General features: G+C 62.4%; 24 protein-coding genes. 8 read left to right on the top strand and 16 right to left on the bottom strand.

Annotation, left to right across the window (positions count from 1 at the left end; all coding sequences use genetic code 11):
• Positions 1-15: 15 nt before the first annotated feature.
• The 3 genes from CAF80_RS24700 to CAF80_RS24710 all read right to left on the bottom strand — a co-directional run bounded on the left by CAF80_RS24700 (position 16) and on the right by CAF80_RS24710 (position 2,151).
• Entirely contained in the window at positions 16-609 is a 594-nt protein-coding gene (locus tag CAF80_RS24700; protein ID WP_085608732.1) for an HAD family hydrolase, read from the bottom strand.
• Positions 606-1,475 carry an acyl-CoA thioesterase II gene (gene tesB / locus CAF80_RS24705; protein ID WP_039771793.1) on the bottom strand — a complete coding sequence of 290 codons (870 nt, stop codon included), beginning with the start codon at positions 1,473-1,475 and terminating at the stop codon, positions 606-608. Before tesB ends, CAF80_RS24700 begins: the two co-directional genes overlap by 4 nt.
• A gap of 106 nt (positions 1,476-1,581) precedes the next feature.
• Positions 1,582-2,151, bottom strand: a complete 570-nt coding sequence (locus CAF80_RS24710) for a GNAT family N-acetyltransferase (RefSeq protein WP_064599611.1) — start codon at positions 2,149-2,151, stop codon at positions 1,582-1,584.
• A gap of 82 nt (positions 2,152-2,233) precedes the next feature.
• Here CAF80_RS24710 and CAF80_RS24715 point away from each other — a divergent pair, with 82 nt between their 5' ends.
• A complete protein-coding gene (locus CAF80_RS24715) occupies positions 2,234-3,154 on the top strand; it encodes a histone deacetylase (RefSeq protein ID WP_007958746.1) in 921 nt (306 codons plus the stop codon).
• A gap of 175 nt (positions 3,155-3,329) precedes the next feature.
• On the top strand, positions 3,330-4,589 hold the full coding sequence (locus CAF80_RS24720) for a TIGR03862 family flavoprotein (RefSeq protein ID WP_085668062.1): 1,260 nt from the start codon (positions 3,330-3,332) through the stop codon (positions 4,587-4,589).
• 51 nt (positions 4,590-4,640) lie between these two features.
• Here the strand turns inward: CAF80_RS24720 and CAF80_RS24725 are convergent, their stop codons facing one another.
• Both CAF80_RS24725 and yedA read right to left on the bottom strand, forming a co-directional pair.
• Positions 4,641-5,978, bottom strand: a complete 1,338-nt coding sequence (locus CAF80_RS24725; protein WP_085668063.1) for a DEAD/DEAH box helicase — start codon at positions 5,976-5,978, stop codon at positions 4,641-4,643.
• A gap of 66 nt (positions 5,979-6,044) precedes the next feature.
• The gene (gene yedA, locus CAF80_RS24730; RefSeq protein WP_085668064.1) at positions 6,045-6,995 is read right to left on the bottom strand and encodes a drug/metabolite exporter YedA; all 951 of its coding nucleotides are present in this window, start codon (positions 6,993-6,995) and stop codon (positions 6,045-6,047) included.
• Between the two features lie 163 nt (positions 6,996-7,158).
• Here yedA and CAF80_RS24735 point away from each other — a divergent pair, with 163 nt between their 5' ends.
• Positions 7,159-7,611 (top strand): Lrp/AsnC family transcriptional regulator, encoded by a 453-nt coding sequence (locus tag CAF80_RS24735; protein WP_039771800.1) that lies wholly within the window; start codon positions 7,159-7,161, stop codon positions 7,609-7,611.
• Between the two features lie 97 nt (positions 7,612-7,708).
• On the opposite strand, the gene CAF80_RS24740 is transcribed toward CAF80_RS24735, so the two are convergent.
• The 3 genes from CAF80_RS24740 to CAF80_RS24750 form a co-directional block, all read right to left on the bottom strand.
• Positions 7,709-8,314: a PolC-type DNA polymerase III gene (locus tag CAF80_RS24740; RefSeq protein WP_039771802.1), complete on the bottom strand. Its 606-nt coding sequence runs from the start codon at positions 8,312-8,314 to the stop codon at positions 7,709-7,711.
• A 40-nt stretch (positions 8,315-8,354) separates the two neighbouring features.
• The gene (locus CAF80_RS24745; RefSeq protein ID WP_007958730.1) at positions 8,355-8,834 is read right to left on the bottom strand and encodes an NYN domain-containing protein; all 480 of its coding nucleotides are present in this window, start codon (positions 8,832-8,834) and stop codon (positions 8,355-8,357) included.
• A gap of 137 nt (positions 8,835-8,971) precedes the next feature.
• Positions 8,972-9,730, bottom strand: coding sequence for a DUF2076 domain-containing protein (locus CAF80_RS24750; protein WP_085668065.1), 759 nt, complete (start codon positions 9,728-9,730; stop codon positions 8,972-8,974).
• A gap of 178 nt (positions 9,731-9,908) precedes the next feature.
• Here CAF80_RS24750 and CAF80_RS24755 point away from each other — a divergent pair, with 178 nt between their 5' ends.
• Both CAF80_RS24755 and CAF80_RS24760 read left to right on the top strand, forming a co-directional pair.
• Complete coding sequence (locus tag CAF80_RS24755) at positions 9,909-10,583, top strand: YciC family protein (protein ID WP_218191738.1); 675 nt, start codon at positions 9,909-9,911, stop codon at positions 10,581-10,583.
• 74 nt (positions 10,584-10,657) lie between these two features.
• Positions 10,658-11,734, top strand: a complete 1,077-nt coding sequence (locus CAF80_RS24760; protein ID WP_085668067.1) for an endonuclease/exonuclease/phosphatase family protein — start codon at positions 10,658-10,660, stop codon at positions 11,732-11,734.
• A gap of 2 nt (positions 11,735-11,736) precedes the next feature.
• Here CAF80_RS24760 and CAF80_RS24765 read toward each other — a convergent pair whose 3' ends face one another.
• From CAF80_RS24765 to CAF80_RS24785, 5 genes are all read right to left on the bottom strand, one after another.
• Positions 11,737-12,573, bottom strand: coding sequence for an ABC transporter ATP-binding protein (locus CAF80_RS24765; RefSeq protein WP_039771810.1), 837 nt, complete (start codon positions 12,571-12,573; stop codon positions 11,737-11,739).
• Positions 12,561-13,364: an ABC transporter permease gene (locus CAF80_RS24770; protein ID WP_085668068.1), complete on the bottom strand. Its 804-nt coding sequence runs from the start codon at positions 13,362-13,364 to the stop codon at positions 12,561-12,563. Before CAF80_RS24770 ends, CAF80_RS24765 begins: the two co-directional genes overlap by 13 nt.
• A gap of 10 nt (positions 13,365-13,374) precedes the next feature.
• Complete coding sequence (locus CAF80_RS24775; RefSeq protein ID WP_085668069.1) at positions 13,375-14,352, bottom strand: ABC transporter substrate-binding protein; 978 nt, start codon at positions 14,350-14,352, stop codon at positions 13,375-13,377.
• A gap of 415 nt (positions 14,353-14,767) precedes the next feature.
• On the bottom strand, positions 14,768-16,138 hold the full coding sequence (locus tag CAF80_RS24780) for an aspartate aminotransferase family protein (protein WP_039771816.1): 1,371 nt from the start codon (positions 16,136-16,138) through the stop codon (positions 14,768-14,770).
• Between the two features lie 32 nt (positions 16,139-16,170).
• Positions 16,171-17,664 (bottom strand): aldehyde dehydrogenase, encoded by a 1,494-nt coding sequence (locus CAF80_RS24785; RefSeq protein WP_085668070.1) that lies wholly within the window; start codon positions 17,662-17,664, stop codon positions 16,171-16,173.
• 239 nt (positions 17,665-17,903) lie between these two features.
• On the opposite strand from CAF80_RS24785, the gene CAF80_RS24790 reads away from it, so the two are divergent.
• The gene (locus CAF80_RS24790; RefSeq protein WP_085668071.1) at positions 17,904-18,818 is read left to right on the top strand and encodes a LysR family transcriptional regulator; all 915 of its coding nucleotides are present in this window, start codon (positions 17,904-17,906) and stop codon (positions 18,816-18,818) included.
• A gap of 90 nt (positions 18,819-18,908) precedes the next feature.
• On the opposite strand, the gene CAF80_RS24795 is transcribed toward CAF80_RS24790, so the two are convergent.
• Both CAF80_RS24795 and hrpB read right to left on the bottom strand, forming a co-directional pair.
• Positions 18,909-20,057 carry a hypothetical protein gene (locus CAF80_RS24795; RefSeq protein ID WP_085668072.1) on the bottom strand — a complete coding sequence of 383 codons (1,149 nt, stop codon included), beginning with the start codon at positions 20,055-20,057 and terminating at the stop codon, positions 18,909-18,911.
• 92 nt (positions 20,058-20,149) lie between these two features.
• Entirely contained in the window at positions 20,150-22,669 is a 2,520-nt protein-coding gene (gene hrpB, locus CAF80_RS24800; RefSeq protein ID WP_085668073.1) for an ATP-dependent helicase HrpB, read from the bottom strand.
• 108 nt (positions 22,670-22,777) lie between these two features.
• On the opposite strand from hrpB, the gene CAF80_RS24805 reads away from it, so the two are divergent.
• Complete coding sequence (locus tag CAF80_RS24805) at positions 22,778-23,197, top strand: hypothetical protein (protein ID WP_039771823.1); 420 nt, start codon at positions 22,778-22,780, stop codon at positions 23,195-23,197.
• Between the two features lie 15 nt (positions 23,198-23,212).
• Positions 23,213-24,109, top strand: coding sequence for a cation diffusion facilitator family transporter (locus tag CAF80_RS24810; RefSeq protein ID WP_085668074.1), 897 nt, complete (start codon positions 23,213-23,215; stop codon positions 24,107-24,109).
• Here CAF80_RS24810 and CAF80_RS24815 read toward each other — a convergent pair.
• Positions 24,103-25,137, bottom strand: a complete 1,035-nt coding sequence (locus CAF80_RS24815) for a DUF6515 family protein (RefSeq protein ID WP_085668075.1) — start codon at positions 25,135-25,137, stop codon at positions 24,103-24,105. The genes CAF80_RS24810 and CAF80_RS24815 overlap by 7 nt on opposite strands.
• Positions 25,138-25,265: the final 128 nt, after the last annotated feature.

Here is a 25,265-nt window from a genome sequence, read left to right on the forward strand (position 1 = left end):
CAAGCCCCCGTTTTTTTAGGCGAACAGCATTCGCCGCAACTCGACACAATCCTTCGCATGCCAGTCGGTCAGCTCCGGCCACGGATTATCCGGCAGGTTCACCAGCACCGTGTGGGTGCCCGCCGCCCGGCCGCAATCAAGATCAAACCGGTAATCACCGACCATCACCATCTCGCTCGCCGGCACTTGCCAGGCCTCGGCCAGTTTCAGCAAACCGCCCGGATGCGGTTTTGGCTGTGCTTCATCGCGGCCCAGCACATCCTCCACCGCGAAGCAGTCAGCCAGGCCGATGGCCTCCAGCGTCACGTGGGCCAGCTCCCGCGCATTGCGGGTCAGGATGCCGAGGCGATAGCCCCGGGCGTGCAGGTCGCGCACCAGCTCCACCGCCCCGACCGCCGGGGTCGAACCGAGCGCCAGATCGCGCTCATGCTCCAGCAACCAAGCGTGTTTCGCCGCCGCTTCCTCGGCGGGCAATGCCGCGAGGTGGGTGAGGATGTCGTCCTCCGGCGGGATCGACAGCGCCACGCGGATCGCCGCGAAGTCGTGCACGGCGACGGTCAGGGTGCCGTCCATGTCGAACACCCAGTGCCGCACATCCGCCAGACTCATGCCCAGTCCTTGCGATGACGGATCAGGCCTTCCTGGGTCACCGACGCCACCAGTTGCCCGGCACGGTTGAACACGCTGCCACGGGAGAACCCGCGAGAGTTGCCGGCCCACGGACTGTCCATGGCGTAGAGCAACCAGTCATCGGCACGCAGATCATTGTGGAACCACAGCGCGTGGTCGAGGCTGGCGACCTGCATGTCTTTCTGCCAGACCGATTTGCCGTGCGGCAGCATCGAGGTGGTCAGCAGACCGAAGTCCGAAGCGTACGCCAGCAGATACTTGTGCAGCGCCGGGATGTCGGCCAACGCGCCGTCGGCGCGGAACCACACGTACTTGATCGGGTCCGCCGGTTGCGGGTTGTACGGGTCTTTTTCAGTGACCGGGCGCACTTCGATCGGCTTCGGGCAAAGCAGCTTTTCGCGCATGTGTTCCGGGATCAGGTGCGCGCGTTGCTGGGTCAGTTCCAGCTCCGACGGCAGGTTTTCCGGGCCGACCACTTGCGGCATCTGGCTCTGGTGCTCGAAGCCTTCTTCGTCGTACTGAAACGACGCGCTGCAAGTGAAAATCGGGTGGCCCTTCTGGATCGCGGTCACGCGGCGGGTGCTGAAACTGCCGCCGTCACGCACGCGGTCAACCGAGTAGACCACCGGCAACTTGGCATCGCCCGGACGCAGGAAATAACCGTGCATCGAATGCACATGGCGCGCTTCTTCAACGGTCTGACTGGCCGCCGACAACGACTGGCCCAATACCTGGCCGCCGAACAACTGGCGAAAGCCCAGATCCTGACTGCGACCACGGAACAGGTTTTCCTCGATCGGTTCGAGGGTCAGCAGATCCACCAGATCTTCCAACACTTGGCTCATTCAGACTCTCCTCACACAACGCTATGCCGCGCAGCCCTGGCTGCGGCGGCCAATTCAGATTCTGGCGCGAGCCACTGATCGCGCCATTGTAAACGTCCGTGTCGGCTTAGCCATGCAAGGTCTGCAGCCATTGCTCCCGGGTGATGCGGTACAACACATGTCGACTTAACGGATGGTCGACAGCCAGTTTCGGGTGATCGAAATCGTCGGCTGGATCGTGATGCATGCCGATCGCCTGCATGACTTTTTCCGACGGCAGATTGCTCTGCGCGGTGAAGGACACGATCTCCTTCAGGGACAAACGGTCAAAACCGCAGCGCAGTGCAGTCCACGCCGCTTCGCTGGCATAACCCAGGCCCCAATGTTCCTTGGCCAGGCGCCAGCCGATTTCCACCGCCGGGGTGAACGGCGCATCGAAGCCGACCACGCCGAGCCCGGTAAAACCGATGAATTCGCCAGTGTCCTTGCGCTCCAGCGCCCACAGGCCGTACCCGTGTTCGGCGAAATGCCCGCGCACCCGGCCGATCAGCGCGGCGCTTTCCAGCCGGCTCAAGGGCGCGGGGAAGTAGCGCATCACCTGCGGATCGGCGCACATCGCCGCGAATGCCGGCAAATCCTCGTCCTGCCATTGGCGCATCAGCAGCCTTGCGCTTTGCAGCTCCAGTATCGGTTCCATCCCGCCCCTCCGCTTGATGCCGTCAGTCTACATCGCTGTTAGGCTTTGCACTCTTTCCTGCAGCCTTTATGAATAGTCCACCATGCCGTTGCCGCTGATCTACCACGAAGACTACAGCCCGGAATTTCCGGCGGATCACCGCTTCCCCATGGACAAGTTCCGCCTGCTGCGCGATCACCTGGTGGACAGCGGCCTGACCCGCGACGAAGACCTGCTGCGCCCTGAGCTGTGCCCCGCCGACATTCTCGCCCTGGCCCATGACCGCGGTTATATCGAACGTTACATGAGTGGCGAGTTGTCTCGCGAAGACCAGCGGCGCCTCGGTCTGCCGTGGAACGAAGCCCTGGCCCGACGCACGGTGCGGGCGGTCGGCGGTTCGATTCTGGCAGCGGAAAAAGCCCTGGAACATGGCCTGGCCTGTCACCTCGCTGGCGGCACCCATCACGCCCACTACGATTACCCCGCCGGGTTCTGCATCTTCAATGACCTGGCGATCATCAGCCACTACCTGCTGCAAAGCGGCCGAGTGAACCGGGTGCTGATCTTCGACTGCGACGTGCATCAGGGCGACGGCACTGCGCGGATTCTGCACAACACCCCGGAAGCGATCACCGTTTCCCTGCACTGCGAAAAGAACTTTCCTGCACGCAAGGCCGAAAGCGACTGGGACATTCCGCTGCCCAACGGCATGGGCGACGCCGACTACTTGAAGGTTGTCGATGACGCGCTCAACTATCTGCTGCCGCTGTATCAGCCGGATCTGGTGCTGTACGACGCCGGTGTCGACGTGCACAAGGACGACGCCCTCGGTTATCTGCAACTGACCGACGAAGGCGTCGCCGCCCGCGATGAAAGCGTGATGCGCCACTGCCTGGGCCGCGACATCCCGGTGGTCGGGGTGATCGGCGGCGGATACAGCAAGGATCGCCACGCCCTCGCCCGCCGCCACGGCATCCTGCATCACAGTGCGCAGCGCGTCTGGCAGTCATCCGGTTGTCATTGAGTTGTGCTGCGTTACCCACAATGGCTGTGGAACGGCCTGTGGATAACCTGAGCGAAAGGGACTACAGCCCATGCTGAACATGGCTTGCAGCGCGCTGGTTGTTTTTTGATCAGGCCTGGCGCTGGTCGCTGCTGCTAGAATGCGCGGCTTATTCCGCCACGCTATTGCCGCTGCCATGACCCAGACTTCCGCCGCCCTTCCCGCTCACGTCGCCATCATCGGCGGTGGCCCCGCCGGCCTGATGGCCGCCGAAGTGCTGAGCCAGGCCGGAGTTCGCGTCGATCTGTACGACGGAATGCCCTCGGTAGGCCGCAAGTTCCTGCTGGCCGGGGTCGGCGGCATGAACATCACCCATTCCGAAGCCTGGCCGGCCTTCCTCTCGCGCTACGCCGAACGCGCCCCGAACATCGCCCCGCTGCTGCGCGCGTTCGACGCCGACGCACTGTGCCGCTGGATTCACGAGTTGGGCATCGAAACCTTTATCGGCAGCTCCGGCCGGGTGTTCCCCACCGACATGAAAGCCGCGCCATTGCTGCGCGCCTGGCTCAAGCGCCTGCGCGACAGCGGCGTGGTTATCCACACCCGCCACCGCTGGCTCGGCTGGGATGAAAACGGCGCGCTGCGCATCGACAGCCCCGATGGCGAGAAAACCCTTTCCCCCGACGCCACCCTGCTCGCCCTCGGCGGCGGCAGTTGGTCGCGACTGGGCTCCGACGGCGCGTGGATGCTGCCGCTGGAACAACGCGGTGTAGGACTGGCGCCGTTGCAGCCGAGCAATTGCGGCTTCGAGGTGCAGGCCTGGAGCGAATTGATGGTCAGCAAATTCGCCGGCGCGCCGCTGAAAAATATCGCCATTGGTTTGAATGACGACGTTCCGCGTTTGGGTGAATGCGTGATTACCGCAACCGGCATCGAGGGCAGTTTGATCTACGCGCTGTCGGCGCCGATTCGTGAGGCGATCAATGTGCACGGTGCGGCGACCATTCACATCGACCTGCTGCCCGGCCGTCCTGTGGATAAATTGCAGGCGGCACTGAGCAAACCACGGGGTTCGCGCTCGATGGCCAAGCACCTGCACAGTCAGGTCGGGATTGATGGGGTGAAAGCGGCGCTGTTGCGAGAGCTCACTGATGCGACGACGTTTGCTGATCCGGCACTGTTGGCTGGAGCGATCAAGGCCTTGCCGCTGACGCTGGTGAAAACCCGACCACTGGATGAAGCGATCAGCAGTGCCGGTGGCGTGACGTTTGAGGCGATGGATGAGCGGATGATGCTCAAGGCGTTGCCGGGGGTGTTTTGTGCGGGGGAAATGCTGGATTGGGAAGCGCCGACTGGGGGTTATCTACTGACGGCGTGTTTTGCCAGCGGCCGGGCGGCCGGAGCTGGAATGCTGAAGTGGCTCAACAACAGCGGCAAGCTACAAGCCAAAAGCTAACGACAAACCGCCCTTAACTCGTAGCTTGCAGCTTGAAACTCGCCGCTGCCCTTATGGCTTACGCTTACGCGGCCCGGTATTAAACACCGGAACTTTACGAACAGGCTTGATCGAAGGCTCCGGCGCCTGAGTCTCGCCGCTGTCCACCCACTTGCCCAGATTGCGCTTGCCACCGCCACCCGAAGCTTTCGGCTTTTTCGGTTTCTTCGGCTTCTTGATCACCTGACCACTGGCATCGGTGTCCGGCACGCGGTGCTCGGGCACGAAGTCCGGCTCAACCTCACGCTTCAACGTGCTGCGGGTCAGCATTTCAATCGCCGACAACATGTTCACTTCATCGGCGCACACCAGCGAAATCGCCTCACCGGTCGAACCCGCGCGGCCAGTCCGGCCGATGCGGTGAATGTAATCCTCGGCAACGATCGGCAGATCGAAGTTGACCACCAGCGGCAGGTCTTCGATATCCAGACCACGGGCCGCCACGTCGGTGGCCACCAGAATCTGCACTTCGCTCAGCTTGAAACGGTCCAGCGCCCGCTGCCGGGTCGCTTGCGGCTTGTCGCCGTGGATGCCGTCGGCGTTCACGCCCAGGCCCTGGAGCTTCTCGACCAGCGCGTCCACACCATTACGGGTCTTGGCGAACACCAGCACCTGCTTCCACTTGTTCTTGCGCATCAGGTGCACGAACAGTTCCGGCTTGCGCTTCTTGTCCACCGTCACCACCCACTGCTTGACGGTGTTGGCGGCGACGTTGCGCGGGCTGACTTCGATGCTCTGCGGATCGTTGAGCATCTGCCCGGCCAGCAGGCGGATGTCATCGGAGAAGGTCGCGGAGAACAGCAGCGTCTGCCGCTTCTTCGGCAGCGCGCGATAAATGTTCGCCAGCTCTTCGGAAAAGCCCAGGTCGAGCATGCGGTCGGCTTCGTCCAGCACCAGAGTTTGCAGCTGGTTGAACTTCAGCGCGTTCTGGCGGAACAGGTCGAGCAGACGGCCCGGGGTCGCGACCAGCAGATCGACGCCGCCGCGCAGCTTCATCATCTGCGGGTTGATGCTGACGCCGCCGTACACCGCGTAAGTGCGCAATGGCAGGTTTTCGGCGTACTGGCGCACGGCCTCGTGGACTTGCTCGGCCAGCTCGCGGGTCGGCACCAGAATCAGCGCACGAACCGAGTTGGCGGTGACTTTCGGCCCTTCCATCGCCAGCAGTTGCAGCAGCGGCAAAGCGAAACCGGCGGTCTTGCCGGTGCCGGTCTGGGCCGCGGCCATCAGGTCGCGACCGGCCAGCACGGCCGGTATGGCTTGCGCCTGCACCGGCGTCGGGGTCTGGTAGCCGAGCTTCTCGAGGGAGCGCAGCAAGGGTTCGATCAGGCCAAGGGTGGCGAAAGTCATGGGAGTACCGTAGGAAAAATCAGAGCAGATTGTGCAAAACGAGTATGCGATGGCGCGCAGTTTACCCTAATTCGCACGCTGCTCCGTCGCTATGACCTTCGCTGCGGCAGCCGGCTCGCTGACCACCGGCGACCGCGCCGGACGCCGCCACTGCGGCAGACTGATCAGCACCACCGCACCGATGATCACCAGCATTGCCAGCGCTTCTTCAATGCCGATGGTCTCGCCGACAAACACGATCCCCAGCAACACCGCCACCGCCGGGTTGACGTAGGCATAACTGGTGGCTGCCGCCGGACGAACGTTTTTCAACAGATACATGTAGGCGTTAAAGGCGATGATCGAGCCAAAGAAGATCAGGTAGGCCAGCGCCAGCCAGCCTTCCAGCGGCGGCATGGCTTGCAGGTGTTCACCGCTGGCCGCGCTGCCGATCAGCAACACCGCCCCACCGACCAGCATTTCCACGGCACTGGCCATTGCGCCCTGAGGCAGCGGCAGGTGTTTGCTCCACACCGAACCGAACGCCCAGCTCGCTGCCGCGAAAATCAGCAACGCCGCGCCCAGCGGACTCGATTGCAGGTTGGAGCCCATGTTGAGCATCGCGATGCCGATAATCCCCATCACCACCCCGGCCCACTCCAGGCGAGTGTTGCGCGCGCCCCAGAGATAACCGCAGAGCAAGGTAAACAGCGGCACCGTCGCCACCGCCAACGCGGCAACACCCGACGCCACGCCGCTGTGCTCGGCCAAAGTCACCGCGCCGTTGCCGAAACTGAGCAGCAGAATCCCGATGATCCCCGCCGCCTTCCACTGCGCCCAGGTCGGCGCCGGTGCCCCGCGCCAGCGCAGGAACGCGTACATCAGAGTGCCGGCAATCACGAAGCGCACGCCACCGAGCATCAGCGGCGGCCAGTACTCGACGCCGATGCGGATCACCAGATAGGTCGATCCCCAAATCACGTACAACGCAAAAAACGCAGCGATCAAGGGCAGGGAAAAACGGCGCAAGGCAGACATGGGCAGCTCGAAAGTCAGACTCAGGGAATGGGTTATTCTAGAAAGGCCAATCGCTAAAAATAAGTTACAAATCCTGTTTATAGCGCCGGTACACTTTTGAAAACACGGAGATCGACGGCCAAAACCGCGATTTCGAAAGTCTGGCATTTTCAGGAGTCCGACCTTGGACAAATACGACCGCATGCTGCTCAGCGCCCTGCTCGAAAACGGTCGCGCGTCCTACGCCGACCTCGCCCGCAAAGTGAACCTCTCCGCCCCCGCCGTCGCCGAGCGCGTGGCCAAACTCGAGGCCAGCGGCGTCATCACCGGCTACTCGGCCAAAGTCGACATGGCCAAACTCGGCCTGCCGATCCAGTGCGTTATCGAACTGCGCCTGAACCAGCACGGCAACCCGAAGGTGTACGACGAACTGATCAGAATTCCGCAACTCACCGAATGCCACCGCGTCACCGGCGACCCGTGCGTGATCATGCAGGCAGCCGTGGGCTCGATGACCGAGCTGGAAGAGCTGATCAACCGGGTGGCGAAATTCGGGTTCAGCAAGACGTCGATCGTGTTATCGAGTGCGATAGAGAAGCGGGTGCCGTTGGGGCATATCGAAGGCAACGGCAAGTAACCTTCCCGTCCCGCTCGAGAGCTGGGACGCGGAGCGTCCCGGGCTGCATTCCCACGCGGAGCGTGGGAACGATCAAACGATCAACCGGGGCCGGAATTCAGCGATAGCGCTGCAAGTGCTCACCGACCTTGGCGGCCGGGACTTTCTGCAATTTGCACAGCAAGTCGTGCGATAGCTCGCGCACCCCATGCTTGCGCCGCAACTCATCCGCCAGATGCGCCAGCAAATTCGCCGCCATCTCCGCATCCGCCATCGCCCGGTGCGCCTGGCCGGTATGCGGCAGTTGAGCGAAGGTGGTGAGCGTACCGAGCTTGTGGTTCGGCGCCGCCGGCATCAGGCGGCGGGCCAGCAGCAGCGAGCAGGCAAAGTTCTGCAAACGGGTGCGTTTGATCCGGCCCAGTTCGAAGTCCCAGAACTTCTGGTCGAACGCGGCGTTGTGCGCCAGCAGCGGCGTGCAGCCGACGAACTCGTTGACTTCGTTCATCACCTGTTCGGCCGACGGCGCGGTGCGCAGCATGGCGTTGCTGATGCCGGTGAGTTGTTCGATGAAGGCCGGGACGCGGACGCCGGCGTTCATCAGGCTCTGGTAACGCTCAACGATGCGGCCGTTTTCCAGCATGACCACGGCGATTTCCGTGGCCCGGCAGCTGCTGCTCGGCGAGATGCCGGTGGTTTCAAAGTCGATGACTGCAATGCGTTCCAAACCGGGTTGTACTCCGTCCAAATCAATGCTTGAGCAGGGCTCAATTTTTCAACAGCAGTGCGCCTTCGATCGGCACATAACGGCTGGCGGCGCGGATCAGCGAGTTGGCGGTCAGGCCGGGAACGCCGTAGGCCACCGCTTGCACGCCGTGTTTGTTGATGATGCGTTCGAGCAGCATGTCGAAATCGCCATCACCTGAGGCCAGGACGATTTCGTCGACGTGGTCGGCGGCGTCCATGATGTCGAGGGTGATGCCCACATCCCAGTCGCCCTTGGCCGAGCCGTCGCTGCGCTGGATGTAGGGTTTGAGTTTCACGGTGAAACCGAGATTGCGCAGGATCTGCTGGAACTGCTGCTGTTTGCTGTCGCCCCGGTCGATCGCGTAGGCGTAGGCCTCGACGATCTGCCCGTGCTGGCTGACATCCGCCCACAGCGCCGCGTAGTTGAAGTGGCAACCATAGGCCTGACGCACGGTGTAGTAGAGGTTCTGCACATCGGCGAACACTGCGATTTTTTTCACCGGAGTTCCTGTGAGCGCTGACGCGCATGAGCCGGATCAGGCACCTGGCCCGAAAAAGGCGCTCAGTATGCCAGCCCGAAGGAAGGTTCCGCGAATAATCGGCCCGGGGCGATCAGGCGCCCCGGACGAATGGTGAATCAGACGAAAGAATCGTCGTCATCGAAGAACGATGAGTTGTCATCGCTGTAGTCGGTGTCGGTGAAGCCGCCCTGATCATTACCGTAGGAGTCATTGTTGGCCATGCGCTGGTCATCGCCCCAGCCGTTGTTGCTCTGGTCGTTGACCTGGGCCGGCTCTTCCTTGATGACTTCGACGATTTCTTCCGGCTGCTGATTGTGATGGAACAGGCTGCTGATGCCTTGTGCCAGCATCACGCCACCGGCCACACCGGCCGCCGTTTTCAGGGCGCCGCCGAGGAAGCTGCTGCCGGCTGCCGGGGCCGCTTGTTGCTGGCCATAACCCGGAGGTGGCGCGCCGAAGTTCTGTTGTGGCGCGGGCGCACCGAAGCTCTGCTGCGGTGCCGGCTCACGCCAGCCGCCAGTGGAGGCCGGGGCGCTCTGGGTCGGCGCCGGGCGCGAGCTGCTGCCACCGAAGATGCTCGACAGGAAGCCACCACCGCTGGAGGCCGGCGGCGCGCTCTGCGCCTTGGCCGATTGCAGTTCGGCCTGCAATTGCTTGACCTGTTGAGTCAGTTGTTTGTTCTGTTCGTCGAGGCTCTTGAGGGCAGCCTCCTGCACCAGAATCGCCTGGGTCATGAAATAACCTGCGGCCGGCTGGCGCGTCAGGTGTTCCTTGATCCGCGCCTCGGCCTGGGCGTCGCGCGGGGCTGCCTCCGTTTCGGCCTGTTGCAGCCGGGAAAACAGTCCATCGATCAGGGTTTGTTCTTCGCTGTTCATGGCGACCTCGTAGATTGCCGGGGATAACGTTGCCCTCCTCCACGTCGGAGCAGGCGCACCTCTGTAATGGAGGCAGCAACAGAATGTTTCAATGACCTTTACCGAACGTTTACGTTTGCGCAGCGAAACGGATCATCGGTTAAAGTGGGCCACTGTTTTTGACCTGCGATACCGACTGATGAATGCCTTCGATGTGCTGCGCGACTCCCTGTATTTCTTCAAACGCAATCTGGGCCGGATCGTCCAGTTGTGCCTGCCGCTGGTGATTGTCGAAGCCGTGCTGCAACAGGTGGTCGACCATGCCAGCGACCCGGACGGTTACTCGGCCATCAGCGTGATCGTCGGCCTGCTGGTCTATCCGCTGTACACCGCAGCGCTGATTCTGTTTCTCGATGCCCGCACCCGCGGCGAATCCCCACAAACCCGCGATCTGCTGGCGATGGCCGCTCGTCTGTGGCCGCGCTTTGCCCTGCTGACTGCGCTGAACACGCTGTTGATTCTGCTCGGGCTGTCGCTGTATTTCCTGCCGGGCCTGTGGCTGATGGTCACTCTGGCCTTCGGTGAGTATCTGCTGGTGCTGCGCGGTTACGGCCCGTTGCAGGCGATGAAGGAAAGCCTGCGCCTGAGCCGCGGGCATTTTCTGCGGATTCTGGCGTGCATCCTGTGTGTGATGGGGCCGCTGTGGCTGCTCAAGGGCCTGACCCTGCAGGTCTATCCCGATCCGCAGAATCCGTTGATTGCAGTGCTGATCGACAGCGGTCACAGCTTCCTGCAACTGTTCACCAGCGTGGTGCTGTTCCGCCTGTTCATGCTGATCAGCGAATTGCCCGACAAACGTGACGGAATAGTCTGACTGCACGGCGCTTGGGCTGATCGATGGGTCTCGGGTATGCTCGGGACCACTTCCGTATCGCTATAAGCCGAGCCATGACCCGTCTACTGCGCTACATCCTGTTGCCCGTACTGCTCGCCCTCGCCCTGATCGGCACGCTGATCTACAGCCTGACCTGGCGCCCCGATGCCCGGGAAACCCTGCCGGTCAGTTGCATCGGGCAACCGCCGACGCTGGTCCCCGGCCAGGCCCTGAAAGTCATGACCTGGAACGTGCAATACCTGGCCGGCAAGCGCTACGTGTTCTGGAATGACCTGGCGCAAGGCGACGACGAAGCCCCGACCCCGGAAGACATGGCGTTCAGCCTCGATGAAGTGGCGCGGGTGATCCGCGACGAACAGCCCGACGTGGTGCTGTTGCAGGAACTGGATGACGGCGCCAAGGCCAGCGACTATCAGAATCAACTCAAGCTGTTGCAGGAGCGCCTGACCGACCTCTATCCGTGCAGCGCCCACGCCTTTGACTGGAAGGCCGACTTCGTCCCGGAACCGCACATCTTCGGCAGCGTCGGCCGGCAACTCGCGACCCTCAGCCGCTACCGCATCGAACACGCCGAGCGCCTGCAATTGCCGGTGCAGCCGGCGAACCTCATCAGCCGTCAGTTCCAGCCGAAAGATGCGCTGCTCGCCACCACTTTGCCGCTCAGCGATGGCGGGCAACTGGTGGTGTTCAACACCCATCTGGATCGCGCCACCCAACCGGACGACACCTTGCAGGCGCAGGTGACAGCGGTGGCCAAGGTCCTCGACAAACACGAAAGCCACGGCACGCCGTGGCTGATCGGCGGCGACTTCAATCTGCTGCCGCTCGGCCAGTACCGGCGCCTGCCCACCGAGCAGCGCACGCCTTACTCCGCCGACAGTGCGCTGCATGTGCTGTGGGACAAGTACCCGATGATCCCGACCAACAACGAAGCCAGCGGCATCGACCGCGCCAAGTGGCTGACCCATTACCCCAACGACCCCGGCCTCAACGGCCCGGACCGCACGGTCGATTACCTGTTCTACAGCCCGAAGATCAAACGGGTCGAAGCCACGGTGCGGCAGGACGATACGTTGCGCATTTCCGATCATCTGCCGGTGATTGCGAAGTTCCTCCTGCCACCCAACTGACCTCAATGAGTCTCTTCGAGATCATCGTGCAACAGCCCGAAGATCTGCCGTTTCATGTCGATGAACGAGCGCTCCATCACCATATCCAGCGTGCGTGGACGCTCGATCGGCACATCGAGAATCTGCTTGATTCGCCCAGGCCTGGCGCCCATCACGTACACCCGGTCGCCAAGCAGGATCGCTTCGTCGATGTCGTGGGTGACGAACAGCACGGTCTTCTTGCTGTTGCCCCACACCCGCAATAACAGCTGCTGCATTTGCAGGCGGGTCTGGCTGTCGAGGGCGCCGAAGGGTTCGTCCATCAGCAGGATCTGCGGATCGTTGGCCAGGGCCCGGGCAATCGCCACCCGCTGCATCATGCCGCCGGACAACTGCTTGGCGTAGTTGTCGGCGAACCCGGACAAGCCGACTTCGTGCACATAGTGATCGACGATTTCCTTGCGCCGCGCCGCCGGCATGCCCCGTCGCTTGAGGCCGAATTCGACGTTCTGCCGCACCGTCAGCCACGGAAACAGCGTGTAGCTCTGGAACACCATCCCGCGATCCGCGCCGGGGCCCTGCACTTGCTGGCCGCCGACGTAGATTTCGCCAGAGGTCGGCTCGGCCAGGCCGGCGGTGAGGTACAACAGGCTCGACTTGCCGCAGCCCGACGGCCCGACCAGTACCGCGAACTGCTGATCCGGCACCTCGAACGACACTTCTTCCAACGCGGTGAATGTACCGCCGCCGGGCTTGGTGTAGCGCAGGCTGACCTTGTCCACCTGCAACCTTGGCGCGGCGTGGGCCGGTGCGGCGACCGGCTCGATGAAACGACGGTTGGCAGCGGTTACTGAGCCCATGCGGCAATCCTCAAACGCAAGAAGCGGAACAGTTGATCGGTGACCAGGCCGAGCAGGCCGATGATCGCGATGGCGAGAAAAATCACGTCGACCTGAAAGCCGCGCATGGCCTTGAGGCTCAAGTAACCGAGGCCACTGGACGCGGCGACCAGTTCGGCGACCACCAGATACGTCCACGCCCAACCCATGGTCACCCGCAAGGTGTCGAGCACACCGGGCAACGACGCCGGGGCGATCACGTGCAGCACTGCGTCACGCCGGTTGGAGCCGAGGGTGTAGGAGGCGTTGATCAAGTCCTTGGAGATGCCTTTGGACACGTCGGCGATCATCACCAGTTGCTGGAAGAACACACCGAAAATGATCACCGACACCCGCTGCTCCAGACCGATACCGATCCAGAGGATGAACAGCGGCACGAACGAGGTCACCGGCAGGTAGCGAATGAAATTGACCAGCGGTTCGAGGAACGCCTGGACGATGCGAAAGCTGCCCATCAGCAACCCCAGCGGCACCGCCACCAGCGACGAAACAATGAAACCGACCATCACCACTTCGACACTCGCCCAGACATGCTGGCCGAGGGTGCCATCGCGGCTCAGGCGCACCGCGGCCTCGACCACCGCGCCGGGCGTCGGCAGGAACATCTCCGGCACGATGCCGCCGTAGGACAACCCGGCCCACAGGCCGACCAGCAACACCCAGGCCAGCCCGCTGGCGCTCCACACCACCGGCACCGGCAAGCCGGTCTTCGGCGTGATGCAACGGCTCAGCCATGAATTGCGCTTGAACATGAGCAGTCTCCTAGAGCGGGCTGACGAAACGGTTATCCACCAGATCGTCGTTGCTGACGTTGTAGGGCTTGCCCTGCAATTCGCTGGCGGTTTCGTTGGCCAGTTTGATCAGCGGTGCGCTGTCACCCGGCTTGCCCGGCGAGCCAAGGAGTTTTTCGCTCATGGCCTGATCGTAGAAGCGCACGCCTTGCGCAGCGGCGGCCAGTTCCTTCGGATCAGACAGGTAACCACCGACGCCCTTGGCCATGATTTCGTAGGCTTTCTGTGGATGGTCCTTGGTGTACTGCACCGCTTTGTAGAGACCGGCGACCAGCGCCTTGACGTCTTCCGGCTGCTTCTCGATCACCGTGCAGTTGAGCGCCACCACATCGACGATCACCCCCGGCGTACTGCTGCTGTCGATCAGCACCTTGCCCTGCTGCTTGTCACGCACCATCGACAGGTGCGGCTCCCAGGTCACGGCGGCCGGCACGCGACCGGCGATGAACGCGGTGGCGGCATCGTCGGCGGTCATGTTCTGCACGGTGATATCGCTCATGCTCATGCCGTTCTTTTTCAGCAGGTACGAGAGCCAGAACTGCGAGGTCGACCCTTCGTTGACGGCCACGGCCTGGCCCTTGAGTTCCTGCAGGCTCTTCACGTTTTTACCGACCAGCACACCGTCGCCGCCATGGCTGTCATCCAGCGCGGCCACGGCCTTGAAGCAGAACTGCGGGCGGTACTTGAGCACTTCATCGATGGTCGAGGCCGAGCCGGACAATTGCCCGGACGCCTGGGCGGCCATGTACATCGACGCTTCTTCGACCACCGGCAATTCGACGGTCAGGCCGTTTTCCTTGAAGTAGCCCAGATCCTGAGCCAGATACAGGGTGCCGTAACCGACCCACGTGGTGTGGCCGATCGACAAGGTGCCAGCCTGAGCGGCGGTGACGCAAAGGGCGGAAATCGCCAGAGGACCTGCAAGACGGGTAAACAAGGACTTGTTCATGGAGCACTCCCAACGCTGTTGATTTAGTTGTCATGGGCAGTACGGCCAGCCGTGGTCTCGCGGTTGCACGCTGCGGTCTCTGCTGGACTCTGGCGGGCAATGCCTTGGCTGGCGAAATCGATGTTGACCCAGGCTTGGCCTCAGGAAAACGAGGAAATAGTTAGACGCGAACGATGAAAAAACTGGGTAGTGCGCACCGCGAAAGGGCGCGTCGGGCGGGGGTGCCCGAGGTGGGTGCAGATGGGAAAAAGTCTGGCGGAGATCGTTCCCACGCTCTGCGTGGGAATGCAGCCCGGGACGCTCTGCGTCCCATTCGAGAGCTGGAACGCGGAGCGTCCCTTGAGGCATTCCCACGCAGACGGTTCGACGCCTCGACGTGGGAACGATCAGGACACGGAACGAGCGATCGGGGGAGTTAGAGCCGGCCGTATTCCTGCGCCGTACGATCCAGCGCTTTCAACGTCTTACCCACCAGCTCGTCAATCTCTTCACGACTGGCAATCAACGCCGGCGCCATGATCATCCGCCCCAGTGTCGAGCGAATGATCACCCCCTCTTCAAAACCGATCGTGCGGCAGCGCCAGGCGATGTCGTTCTCATTGGCAAAGCGCTTGCGCGTGGCCTTGTCTTCGGCCAGTTGCAACGCCGCAACCATGCCCGTGCCCTGGATATCGCCCACCAACGGGTGATTGCCGAACACCTCGCGCAGGCACTGTTGCAGGTACGGCCCGATGTCATCCTTGACCCGCGTCACCACGCCTTCATCGCGCAATGCCTTGAGGTTGGCAATCGCCACAGCCGCCGCCACCGGGTGCCCGGAATAGGTCAGACCATGGGCGAACACACCGCCCTGCTCCACCAGCACGTCGGCCATTTTCTTCGACAGGATCAGGCCACCCATCGGGATGTAACCGGAGGTCAAACCCTTGGCGATGGACAGGGTGTCCGGCTCGAAACCGAAGTATTCGTGGGCGAACCATTCGCCGGTGCGACCAAAGCCTCCAATCACCTCGTCGGCGCACAACAGCACGTCGTATTGGCGGCAGATGCGCTGGATTTCCGGCCAGTAGCTTTCCGGCGGGAAGATCATCCCGCCCGCGCCCTGGAACGGTTCGGCGATGAATCCGGCGACCTTGTCGGCGCCCAGTTCGAGGATCTTCGCTTCCAGTTGCTGCGCCGCCCGCAGGCCGAATTCAGCCGGGGTCAGGTTGCCTTCGTGGGCGAAGAAGTACGGCTCGTCGATGTGCGCGATGTCGGGAATCATCCCGCCCATTTCATGCATGAACTTCATGCCGCCAAGGGCCGTCGCCGCCAGGGTCGAACCGTGGTAACCGTTCCAGCGGCCGATCATGATTTTCTTCTCGGGCTTGCCCAGCACCTGCCAGTAACGGCGGACGGTACGGATCAGCACCTCGTTGGCCTCGGAGCCGGAGTTGGTGTAGATCGCGTGGCTGTAGTGGCCCGGCAGCAGGCTGAACAGCAACTCGGAGAGCTCGATCACCTGCGGGTGGGTGGTGTGGAAAAACATGTTGTAGTACGGCAACTGCTCCAGTTGCCGACTCGCCGCGGCGTTCAGATCCTTGCGCCCGTAACCGAGGTTGGTGCACCACAGCCCGGACATGCCGTCGAGGTAGCGCCGACCGTCGTTGTCCCACAGATGCAGACGCTCACCGCGCACCATCACCCGTGGGCCTTCGTCGTTGAGGGCCTTCTGGTCGACGAATGCATGAATGTGGTGCGCTGCATCGGCGGCCTGGTAGTCGCGGGTTTCACGTGAGGTGGTCATCGCCGGATCTCCTTTCTTGTTGTGAGCGGCTGTCATGAGCGCAGTTGAAACCAGGTGGTTTTCAACTGGGTGTATTTGTCGAACGAGTGCAGCGACAGATCGCGGCCGAAACCGGATTGTCTGCCGCCGCCGAACGGCACGGTCACGTCCAGCGCATCGACGCTGTTGACCGACACCGTACCGGCTCGCAATTGCCGCGCCACCCGGTGCGCGCGGTGCAGATCATCGGTCCACAGCGACGCCGCCAGACCGTAGACGCTGTCGTTGGCCAGTCGCAAGGCGTGGGCCTCGTCATCGAACGGCATCACCGCCAGCACCGGGCCGAACACTTCTTCACGAAACAGGGTCATGTGCGGCTGCACGTCGGTGAAAATCGTCGGCTGAACGAAGTTGTCCGAGCCGTTGAAACTCAATTGACGGCCGCCACAGACGCGGGTCGCGCCTTCGCGTTCGGCCTGATGGATGAAGCGCAGAACGCTTTCGGTCTGACGGGTGTCGACAATCGCCCCGGCCGCACTCGCCGGGTCCAGCGGATCGCCCGGCTGCCAGCGTTCGGCCTGGGCCTTCAGTCGTTCGACGAACTCCTCATGAATCGAGCGCTCCAACAGCAACCGCGAGTTGGCCGAGCAGACTTCGCCCTGATTGAAGAAGATCCCGAACGCGGCTTTCTGCGCCGCCAGATCCAGATCCTTGCAGTCGGCGAACACCAGATTGGCGCTCTTGCCGCCGCACTCCAGCCACACCTGCTTGAGGTTCGACTGCGCGGAGTACTGCATGAAATATTTGCCGACCTGGGTCGAGCCGGTGAACACCAGGCAATCGACATCCGGGTGCAGGCCCAAGGCTTTGCCGGCCTGTTCGCCGAGCCCCGGCAGCACGTTCAGCACACCGGCCGGCAGCCCGGCTTCCAGCGCCAGCTCGGCCAGACGCAACGCGGAGAACGGTGATTGCTCGGCGGGTTTGAGAATCACCGAATTGCCCGCCGCCAGCGCCGGGGCGAGTTTCCACGCGGCCATGTCCAGCGGGAAGTTCCACGGCACCACAGCCGCGACCACGCCCAGCGCTTCGCGGGTGATGGTCGCCAGCACGTTCGAGGCGCTCGGCGCGACCTGATCGTAGAGCTTGTCGAGGCTTTCGGCGTACCAGCGGAACACCCCGGCGGCGCCCGGCACGTCGATGTTGTAAGCGTCCATCACCGGTTTGCCCATGTTCAGCGAATCGAGCAGCGCCAGTTCTTCGCGATTGGCCAGAATCAGATCCGCCAGCCGCAGCAGCACTTGCTTGCGCTCGGTCGGTGAACGCCCGGCCCAGGTGCCGGCCTCGAACACCTGTCGCGCATTCTGCACCGCCGCGTCGACATCCTCTTCACCACACGCGGCGACGTTTGCCAGCAGCTGGCCGGTGGCCGGGTTGATCGCGGCAAAGGTCTGCCCCGACTGCGCCGCACGCAGTTTGCCGTCGCTCACGGCCTGGTATGGATAGCTCAATTCAGCGGCCTTGCGCTGCCAGTCTGCAAGCTCGAACACGGTGGTTGCTCCTTGGACTTTTATTCTTTTGAGAACAGTGCGGGGTCGATAGTCGCTCAGGCCCGTGCGCGCTAAAACCAGTAAAAATGTCTTCGCAGACAATAAAAAAGGTAACCAGCCGATGGCCCCTTCGCGCGCGTATGGGGCTATTGTTCAGGGACAAAAAAACCGCCGACAGAACGGAGGCCGGCGGCTTACAAATTGCTTGGATGTGAAATCCGTTCGCTTTGAGGTTCACCGTGGCCGCTTACAACCTGCGTCAGTTGAAATACTTCATCACCACCGTCGAATGCGGCAGCGTCGCCGAAGCGTCGCGCAAGCTGTACATCGCGCAACCGGCGATTTCCACAGCGATCAAGGGGCTGGAAGACAGCTTCGGCGTGCAACTGCTGATCCGCCATCACGCCCAGGGCGTGTCCCTGACGCCGAGCGGTGCGCGGTTCTTCCGCAAGGCTCAGGAACTGCTGCGCATGGCCAAGGAGTTCGAACAGAACGCCCTCGCCGACAACGACGTGGTGGCCGGGCAGATCGATATCGGCTGTTTTGAAACGGTGGCACCGCTGTACCTGCCGCAACTGATTGCCGGCTTCTCGGCGCTGTATCCGGGGGTGAAGATCCGCATCCGCGACGGCGAACAACAGGAACTGGTGCAAGGCCTGACCTCGGGCACCTTCGATCTGGCAATCCTGTACAAGCACGACCTCGACGCCACCATCGAAACCGAACCGCTGATGCCGGCCCAACGACCTTACGCCCTGCTGCCGGCCGATCACCGCTTCGCCCAGCTCAAGCAGGTTTCGCTGCGGGACTTGTGCCTGGAACCGATGATCCTGCTCGACGTACAACCGAGCCGCACCTACTTCGTCAGCCTGTTCGAAGAACTCGGCCTGTCGCCACGCATCGAGTTCAGTTCGCCATCAATCGAAATGGTGCGCGGCATGGTCGGCCAAGGTTTCGGCTTCTCGATCCTGGTCACCCGCCCGCATTCGGAATGCACCTACGACGGCAAGAAAGTCGTGTGCGTGGACATCGTCGAAAACGTCACCGGGTCAGGCCTGGTGGCGGCGTGGCTCAAACGCGGACAACTGACCAAACCGGCGCAGCTGTTTGCCGATTATTGTCGGGAGCAGCTGACGGCGAAGGCCAGCCGATGAAAATCAAAAGATCGCAGGCTGCGATCTTTTGATACCAGCTTTATAAAACTCAGGCTGTCGCCGGAAAGCCGATGCCAACCCCCAAAAAACCTATTGATCGTTTTCCGTACCGAGTTGAGGGTCAATTTCAACGAAGTTCCGACGCAAGTAACCTTCCATGGCAATGTCTTCAATCGCCCACTCACCATGCCCGAGGTTGCCGACCAGGTCGCGGCGTTGCAGGCGCTTCAAGGCAGTCTGAACCGTCGCCGCGCTGGGCACGTGGCCACCGGGCATCTCGCTGCCAATCCACTCGCGTCCTTCGGTAGAAAAAATGGGAAGCCCCCTCACCAGCCCGATAAGTACAGTGAAATCCAGAGGAGCCATCTCCAGAATCAGGTTCTCGAAGTTGCCTTCGTCCGTCATGGTGCCCCAGGCTCGATGATCTGCATCTCGCACGCTGAGCCCCTCAGTGAGACACAGCAGAAATACATCGCGAATGTACTTGGGCATGTATCCCCGGGCAGCAAAACGCTCGAAAGCGGCGTTTACCTCCCACTCCCTTCCGGTGATTTCCTGGAACCGCTGGCCCAGATGCTGGACAAATTCCAGGCCAAGATTAGGAAACTGGATCTCGTGGCTGAACTGATAGAACGGTGCTTTGGTACGACGAAACATTCGATGCAGGCCATCCTGGGAGGAACCTGTAAACACTGCAAAGACTTCACCGTGCGCGTGCTGCAGTAGCGAACGGAGCGTAGCAGTCAAGTCTTCGAATTCTTTCCGGCTCGCCAGATGCTGAACCTCATCGATGATCAGCAGCGCCTTGCCGTTACCGAGTATCCGGAAGCGCTCGAAGAGCTCGATCAGGTTCAGTCCGCCCTCCTTCGCCAGCTCGGCCTTCACTGTTACGCCGTCGGTACTGGCGCCGGCCTCCACCGACTGGACCAGAGACCCCGGTCGCATGAGCTTCAGCCAGTTGCGTCGCAAGAACCCTGTACCGTGGATGGCCTCATACAACGCACCCGCGATCACCCGCTCAGGATGCGCCTTGTCAAACCACAGGTCTGCTGTTGCAACAATAAAGCCGTGAGCCTTGGCAATTGGTATCAAGTCGTTGAGCAGAAAGGTGGTTTTGCCTTTGCGCCGAGGTGCGAATATCGTCGCGGCGTTCTGCAGGCGTGACTCGAAAGTGACCAGGATTCCTTCAGCCAGGTTGGTGCGAGGGAAGAGCAGCGAGTCCTTGGTTTCCGGAGTCATTATGAGCCTTTATGTCAAAATACATAATTTATGAATAAAGAAATAATTACGCATAATTGAGGAAGATGGAAGGCCTACCTGAATGCCGTCTGTTACGTACCCCGTGGTTTTGCCCGAGCAGTGGCTTCAGCCACCAATGGATCATCCGGCCAATAGTGCTTCGGATACCGCCCCTTCAGATCCTTCTTCACTTCGGCATAGGTGCTGCGCCAGAAGTTGGCCAGATCCTGCGTCACCTGCACCGGGCGCCGTGCGGGCGACAGCAGGTGCAGTTTGACCACTTGCCGGCCGCCGGCGATGCGCGGTGTGTCGGCGAGGCCGAACAGCTCCTGTAAGCGCACCGCGAGAATCGGCGGTTGCTCGCTGTAGTCGAGTCGAATCGACGAGCCCGACGGCACGCTCAGGTGATGCGGTGCCTGTTCGTCGAGCTGTTGCGGCAGTGGCCATGGCAGCAGATTGCGCACGATGCTCGACAGGTCGAGGTTGGCGAAATGGCTGAGGCGCGAGACCTTGCCCAGATAAGGCATCAGCCAGTCTTCGAGGGTTTTCAGCAGTGTGGCGTCGCTGACATCCGGCCATTGGCTGTCGCCCTTGGCGTCAAGATCGAGTTGGCGCAGCAACGCGACTCGCGCCTGCCACTGGCGCAGTTCCGGGGTCCACGGCAGCAGTTCCAGACCCTTGCGCCGCACCAGATTGACCAGCGCCTGACTGCGGGCGTTTTCGTCGAGACCGGTCAGCGGCTCGCGGCTGAGGATCAGTTCGCCGACCTTGCGTTGGCGCTCGGCGCGCAGCACACCTTCGCGCTCGTCCCAGTCCAGTTGATCGACGTTGTGCACCTGTTCGGCCAGCACTGAGTCGAACAGCGCCGGATCGAAATCCGCCGCCAGATAAATCCGCTCTTCACGCTGGCCTTGGCGGCTGCCGAGGTCGGCGATCACGATCCACGGTTCCTTCATCAGGCTGTCGGCTTCGGCGAACAGCGCCGCGCGGCCGTTGGCCAGACGATATTCAGCACCACCGGCACGCCGCTGCTGGGCGACGCGATCCGGGTAGGCCAGCGCCAGCAGAGCGCCGAGCCAGCGCGGGTGATCTGGATCGCTGACCGGCTCGCTCGCCTTGCCGCGCAGGTAACCACGATATTGCCGCGCCAGTTGCCGGGCACGCTGCACGCCGCCCTGGGCACCGCGCGCCGCGCGCTCTTCGCCGGACAGCAGCACCAGACGACTGTGCAGATCCGCCCCGGCGCCGCGCAAAATGTCCCGCTCGCCGAGCAACGCGGCGACGTCGCATGCCATGTTCGCCAGACCCAGTGCCTGACCGCGCAAAAGCAAATGAGCGATGCGCGGATGGGCCGGCAATTCAGCCATGGCCTGACCGTGGCGGTTGAGGCTTTCACCGTCCAGTGCACCGAGGCGCTGCAACAGGTCTTGAGCCTGTGCATAAGCGGCGGCCGGCGGCACGTCCAGCCAGATCAGATCACTCGGCGCCACGCCCCAGCGACCGAGTTGCAAAGCCAGGCCAGCCAGATCCGCCGAAAGGATTTCCGCACTGCCATAAGCCGCGAGTTGTTCGTGCTGATCCTGCGACCACAGGCGATAACACACGCCCGGTTCCAGACGCCCGGCCCGGCCCGCACGCTGGGTGGCACTGGCTTTAGAGATGCGTTGGGTGTCGAGGCGAGTCATGCCGCTGCCCGGATCGAAACGCGGCACCCGCGCCAGCCCGGCGTCGATCACCACGCGCACGCCGTTGATGGTCAGGCTGGTCTCGGCGATGTTGGTGGCCAGCACCACTTTGCGCTGGCCCGCCGGGGCCGGGTCGATGGCGGCGCGTTGTGCATTCAGGTCGAGTTCGCCGTGCAACGGGCAGAGCAAGACGTCGCTGCGCTCACCGATGGCGTCCGCCAGTTGCTGATGAACCCGCCGGATTTCCGCCTGCCCCGGCAGAAACACCAACAGGCTGCCGGTTTCATCGTGCAGCGCTTCGAGCACCGTTTGCGTGACGCGTTGATCAATGTACTCGCCGGGCTGGAACGGTCGGCCCCAGCGCATCGTTACCGGGAACATCCGGCCTTCGCTGCGCAGGATTGGCGCGTCGTCGAGCAACCCGGCCAGACGTTCGCCTTCAAGGGTGGCGGACATCAGCAGAATTTTCAGCGGTTGTTCAGCTCGAAACAGCTCGCGACCGTTCAGACTGAGGGCCAGCGCCAGATCGGCGTCGAGGCTGCGTTCGTGAAATTCGTCGAAGATCAGCAGGCCCACGCCTTCCAGCGCCGGGTCGTCCTGCAAGCGCCGGGTGAGGATGCCTTCGGTGACCACTTCGATGCGGGTGTTAGGGCCAACCTTGCTGTCGAGGCGGATGCGATAACCGACGGTTTCACCGACCTTCTCGCCCAGCTCGCTGGCCAGCCGTTCCGCCGCTGCGCGGGCGGCCAGCCGACGCGGTTCGAGCATGAGAATGGTCTGCCCGTTCAGCCACGCTTCATTGAGCAGGGCCAAGGGCACGCGGGTGGTTTTACCGGCGCCGGGCGGTGCTTCGAGCACGGCTTCGTGACGTGTCGCGAGGGCTTCACGCAGGGCGGGTAAAACGTCATCGATCGGCAACGAATTCATACTGGCTCCAAAACAGAGCGGCGAGTATAACGGCGAACTGCCAGGCGTTCGTCAGGGTCTTAACTTCACACGATGACGCTTCGTTAACAGATGACTCAGGAGATTCCCATGCGCTTACCTTTTCGCCTGATCGGCGGTGTACTGGTTGCCACCCTGCTCACTCAGATCACCGCGTGCGGTTCGATTTTCTACCCAGACCGGCGGGGCCAGATCGACGGCAAGATCGACCCGGCGATTGCCGTGCTCGATGCCGTGGGCCTGCTGTTCTATATCCTTCCCGGCGTGATCGCGTTTGCCGTGGACTTCGCCACCGGCGCGATCTACTTCGAACCGGGCCACACGGCGCAGGTCGATCCGGCCAAGCTCAAGCAAGCCATCGGCCCGGACGGTCAGGTCGATAACTTGAAGTTGCAGGCTATTCTCGAAACGGAGCTGGGCCGCAATCTGCCGCTGGACGACCCGCGCCTGATCCAGCACAAGGGCAGCACCCAGCAACTGGCGATGTTCGGCCTGCAACCTGCCGCATAAGGAATTGACGCACCCATGACCACAAGCACCGAACACGCCCGCCTGCTGCGGCTGGCGACCCGCGCCTCGGTGGCGGTGGCCTGTACGCTGATTATCGCCAAAGCCATCGCCTGGTGGCTGAGCGGTTCGGTGAGCATGCTCGCCGGCCTCACCGACTCGGCCCTCGATGGCGTCACTTCGTTGCTCAATCTGCTGGCGGTGCATTACGCGCTGCGTCCGGCGGACGACGATCACCGTTATGGCCACGGCAAGGCCGAGTCGCTGGCGGGCATGGCGCAGGCGCTGTTCATTGGCGGCAGTGCGGTGCTGATCGCGTTTCAGGCTTATGAGCGCCTGAAACATCCCGAGCCACTCGGCGCGCCTTGGCTGAGCATCGGGGTGATCGTGTTTTCCCTGTTGCTGACGGCGGCGCTGTTGATGCTGCAGCATCGGGTGATCAAGCAGACCGGCTCCAACGCCGTGCGGGCGGACTCGCTGCATTACCGTTCGGACCTGTTGCTCAACGGCAGCATTCTGATTGCGCTGGTGTTGGCCGGGCTGGGGTTCGAGCAGTTGGATGCGTGGTTCGGTCTGGGGATCGCGGCGTACATCCTATGGAGCGCGATCCAGATCGCCCGGGAAAGTTTTTCGGTGCTGATGGATGAAGAGCTGCCGGCGGATGTCAGTCAGCACATGCTCGAACTGGCGTGCGGCGTGCCGGGCGTGTTGGGCGCGCATGATCTGCGCACACGGATTTCCGGCAATCACTGGTTCGTGCAGTTGCACCTGGAACTGCCGGGGGAACTGACACTGTCAGTGGCTCACGGCATCAGCGATCAGGCGGCGGATGCCATTCACAAAGCCTACCCACGGGCCGAAGTGCTGGTGCACGCCGACCCGCAGGAAGTGGTCAAAGCCGCTCGGGCTCAGTAGTTGACCTGATAACCGCGACTGCTCAGGCAATTGCCCTGGGCCTGGCGGTAGGCCTGCACCACTTCGGGCGCCGGCTGGTAAGTCGCGGTGCGCGGATTGAAGCCGCTCTGCTGCACCGCGTACTGATAGCACTCATAGCCGTCGCGCTGAACCTGCTCCGGTGACTGGCCGTTGGCCGGATACGCCTCCACGTCATAACCATTGCCGGTCGGCTGCGTTGGCTGCTGCGCCGGCGGTTCGACCACCACGTAATCCTGGGTCGCTTCCTGATAGGCGTAGTACGAGCCGGCGGCAAGGAACAGCAGCGAGCCGCCGATCCACACTTCACGGGCGTAATCCGGCAGGTACTGGATGCGAATCCCGCGCGGCGGCTGAACCACGATGTAGCGCGGGCCTTGCGGGCGATACCAGTAACCGCCGGAGTAGAAATAATCCTGGCCGCGATACGGCACACGGTAATCGCGATCCGGGAAACGGTCGATCACATGACCCGGCCGGTATTGCGGACCGGGGCCCCAGCCGTTGCCATGCCCATCGGGTCGACCCGGCCAGCGGTTGTCGTTGGGGCGGTTGCCGGTCTGCCAGTTCTGGTGATAACCGTTCTGCGGGCGCTCGTCGCGGTAGTAACCCTGACGCGGTTCCTGGGTCTGGCGCACGGTGTCGGGGCGCGGCTGGATCGGCAGATCGTTGGCCGGCAATTGCGGCGGCGGTGGCGGCTGGCGCACCGGATTGGGGTTATAGGCCGGACGTGGCTGGTTCTGGTTCTGCCACTGACCGTGGTTCTGCTGACCGTTGTGCTCGAACTGGCGGCTATTGTCGCCACGAATGATGTCGTTGTTCTGCCGCTGCGGACTGTTCTGGCCGCGCTGCTGATCACCGCCGCCATGCCCCTGATTGTTGCCCTGATGCTCCGGCCCGCGTCCGCCGCCGTCGGGGCCGCGATTCTGCGGCTCATCCGCCAGCGCTTGCGCACCGACACTCACACACAGCAAACCAACACTGGCCAGACGCCAGATGCGCGACTTCATGGAATTCCTCACTGCGGACTTGAGCCTGAAATTAAGAGGGCGTGTAGCTAAGACCGGAGATGGACACACCGGGTTCTGCTACAGGTTATCAGTCACGTCATTTATTTATTGAGCGAGATGGGCCAAAT

Origin of the sequence: Pseudomonas sp. B34(2017) (assembly GCF_002112915.1) — a bacterium.
In the GTDB taxonomy this organism is placed as follows: domain Bacteria; phylum Pseudomonadota; class Gammaproteobacteria; order Pseudomonadales; family Pseudomonadaceae; genus Aquipseudomonas; species Aquipseudomonas pharyngis.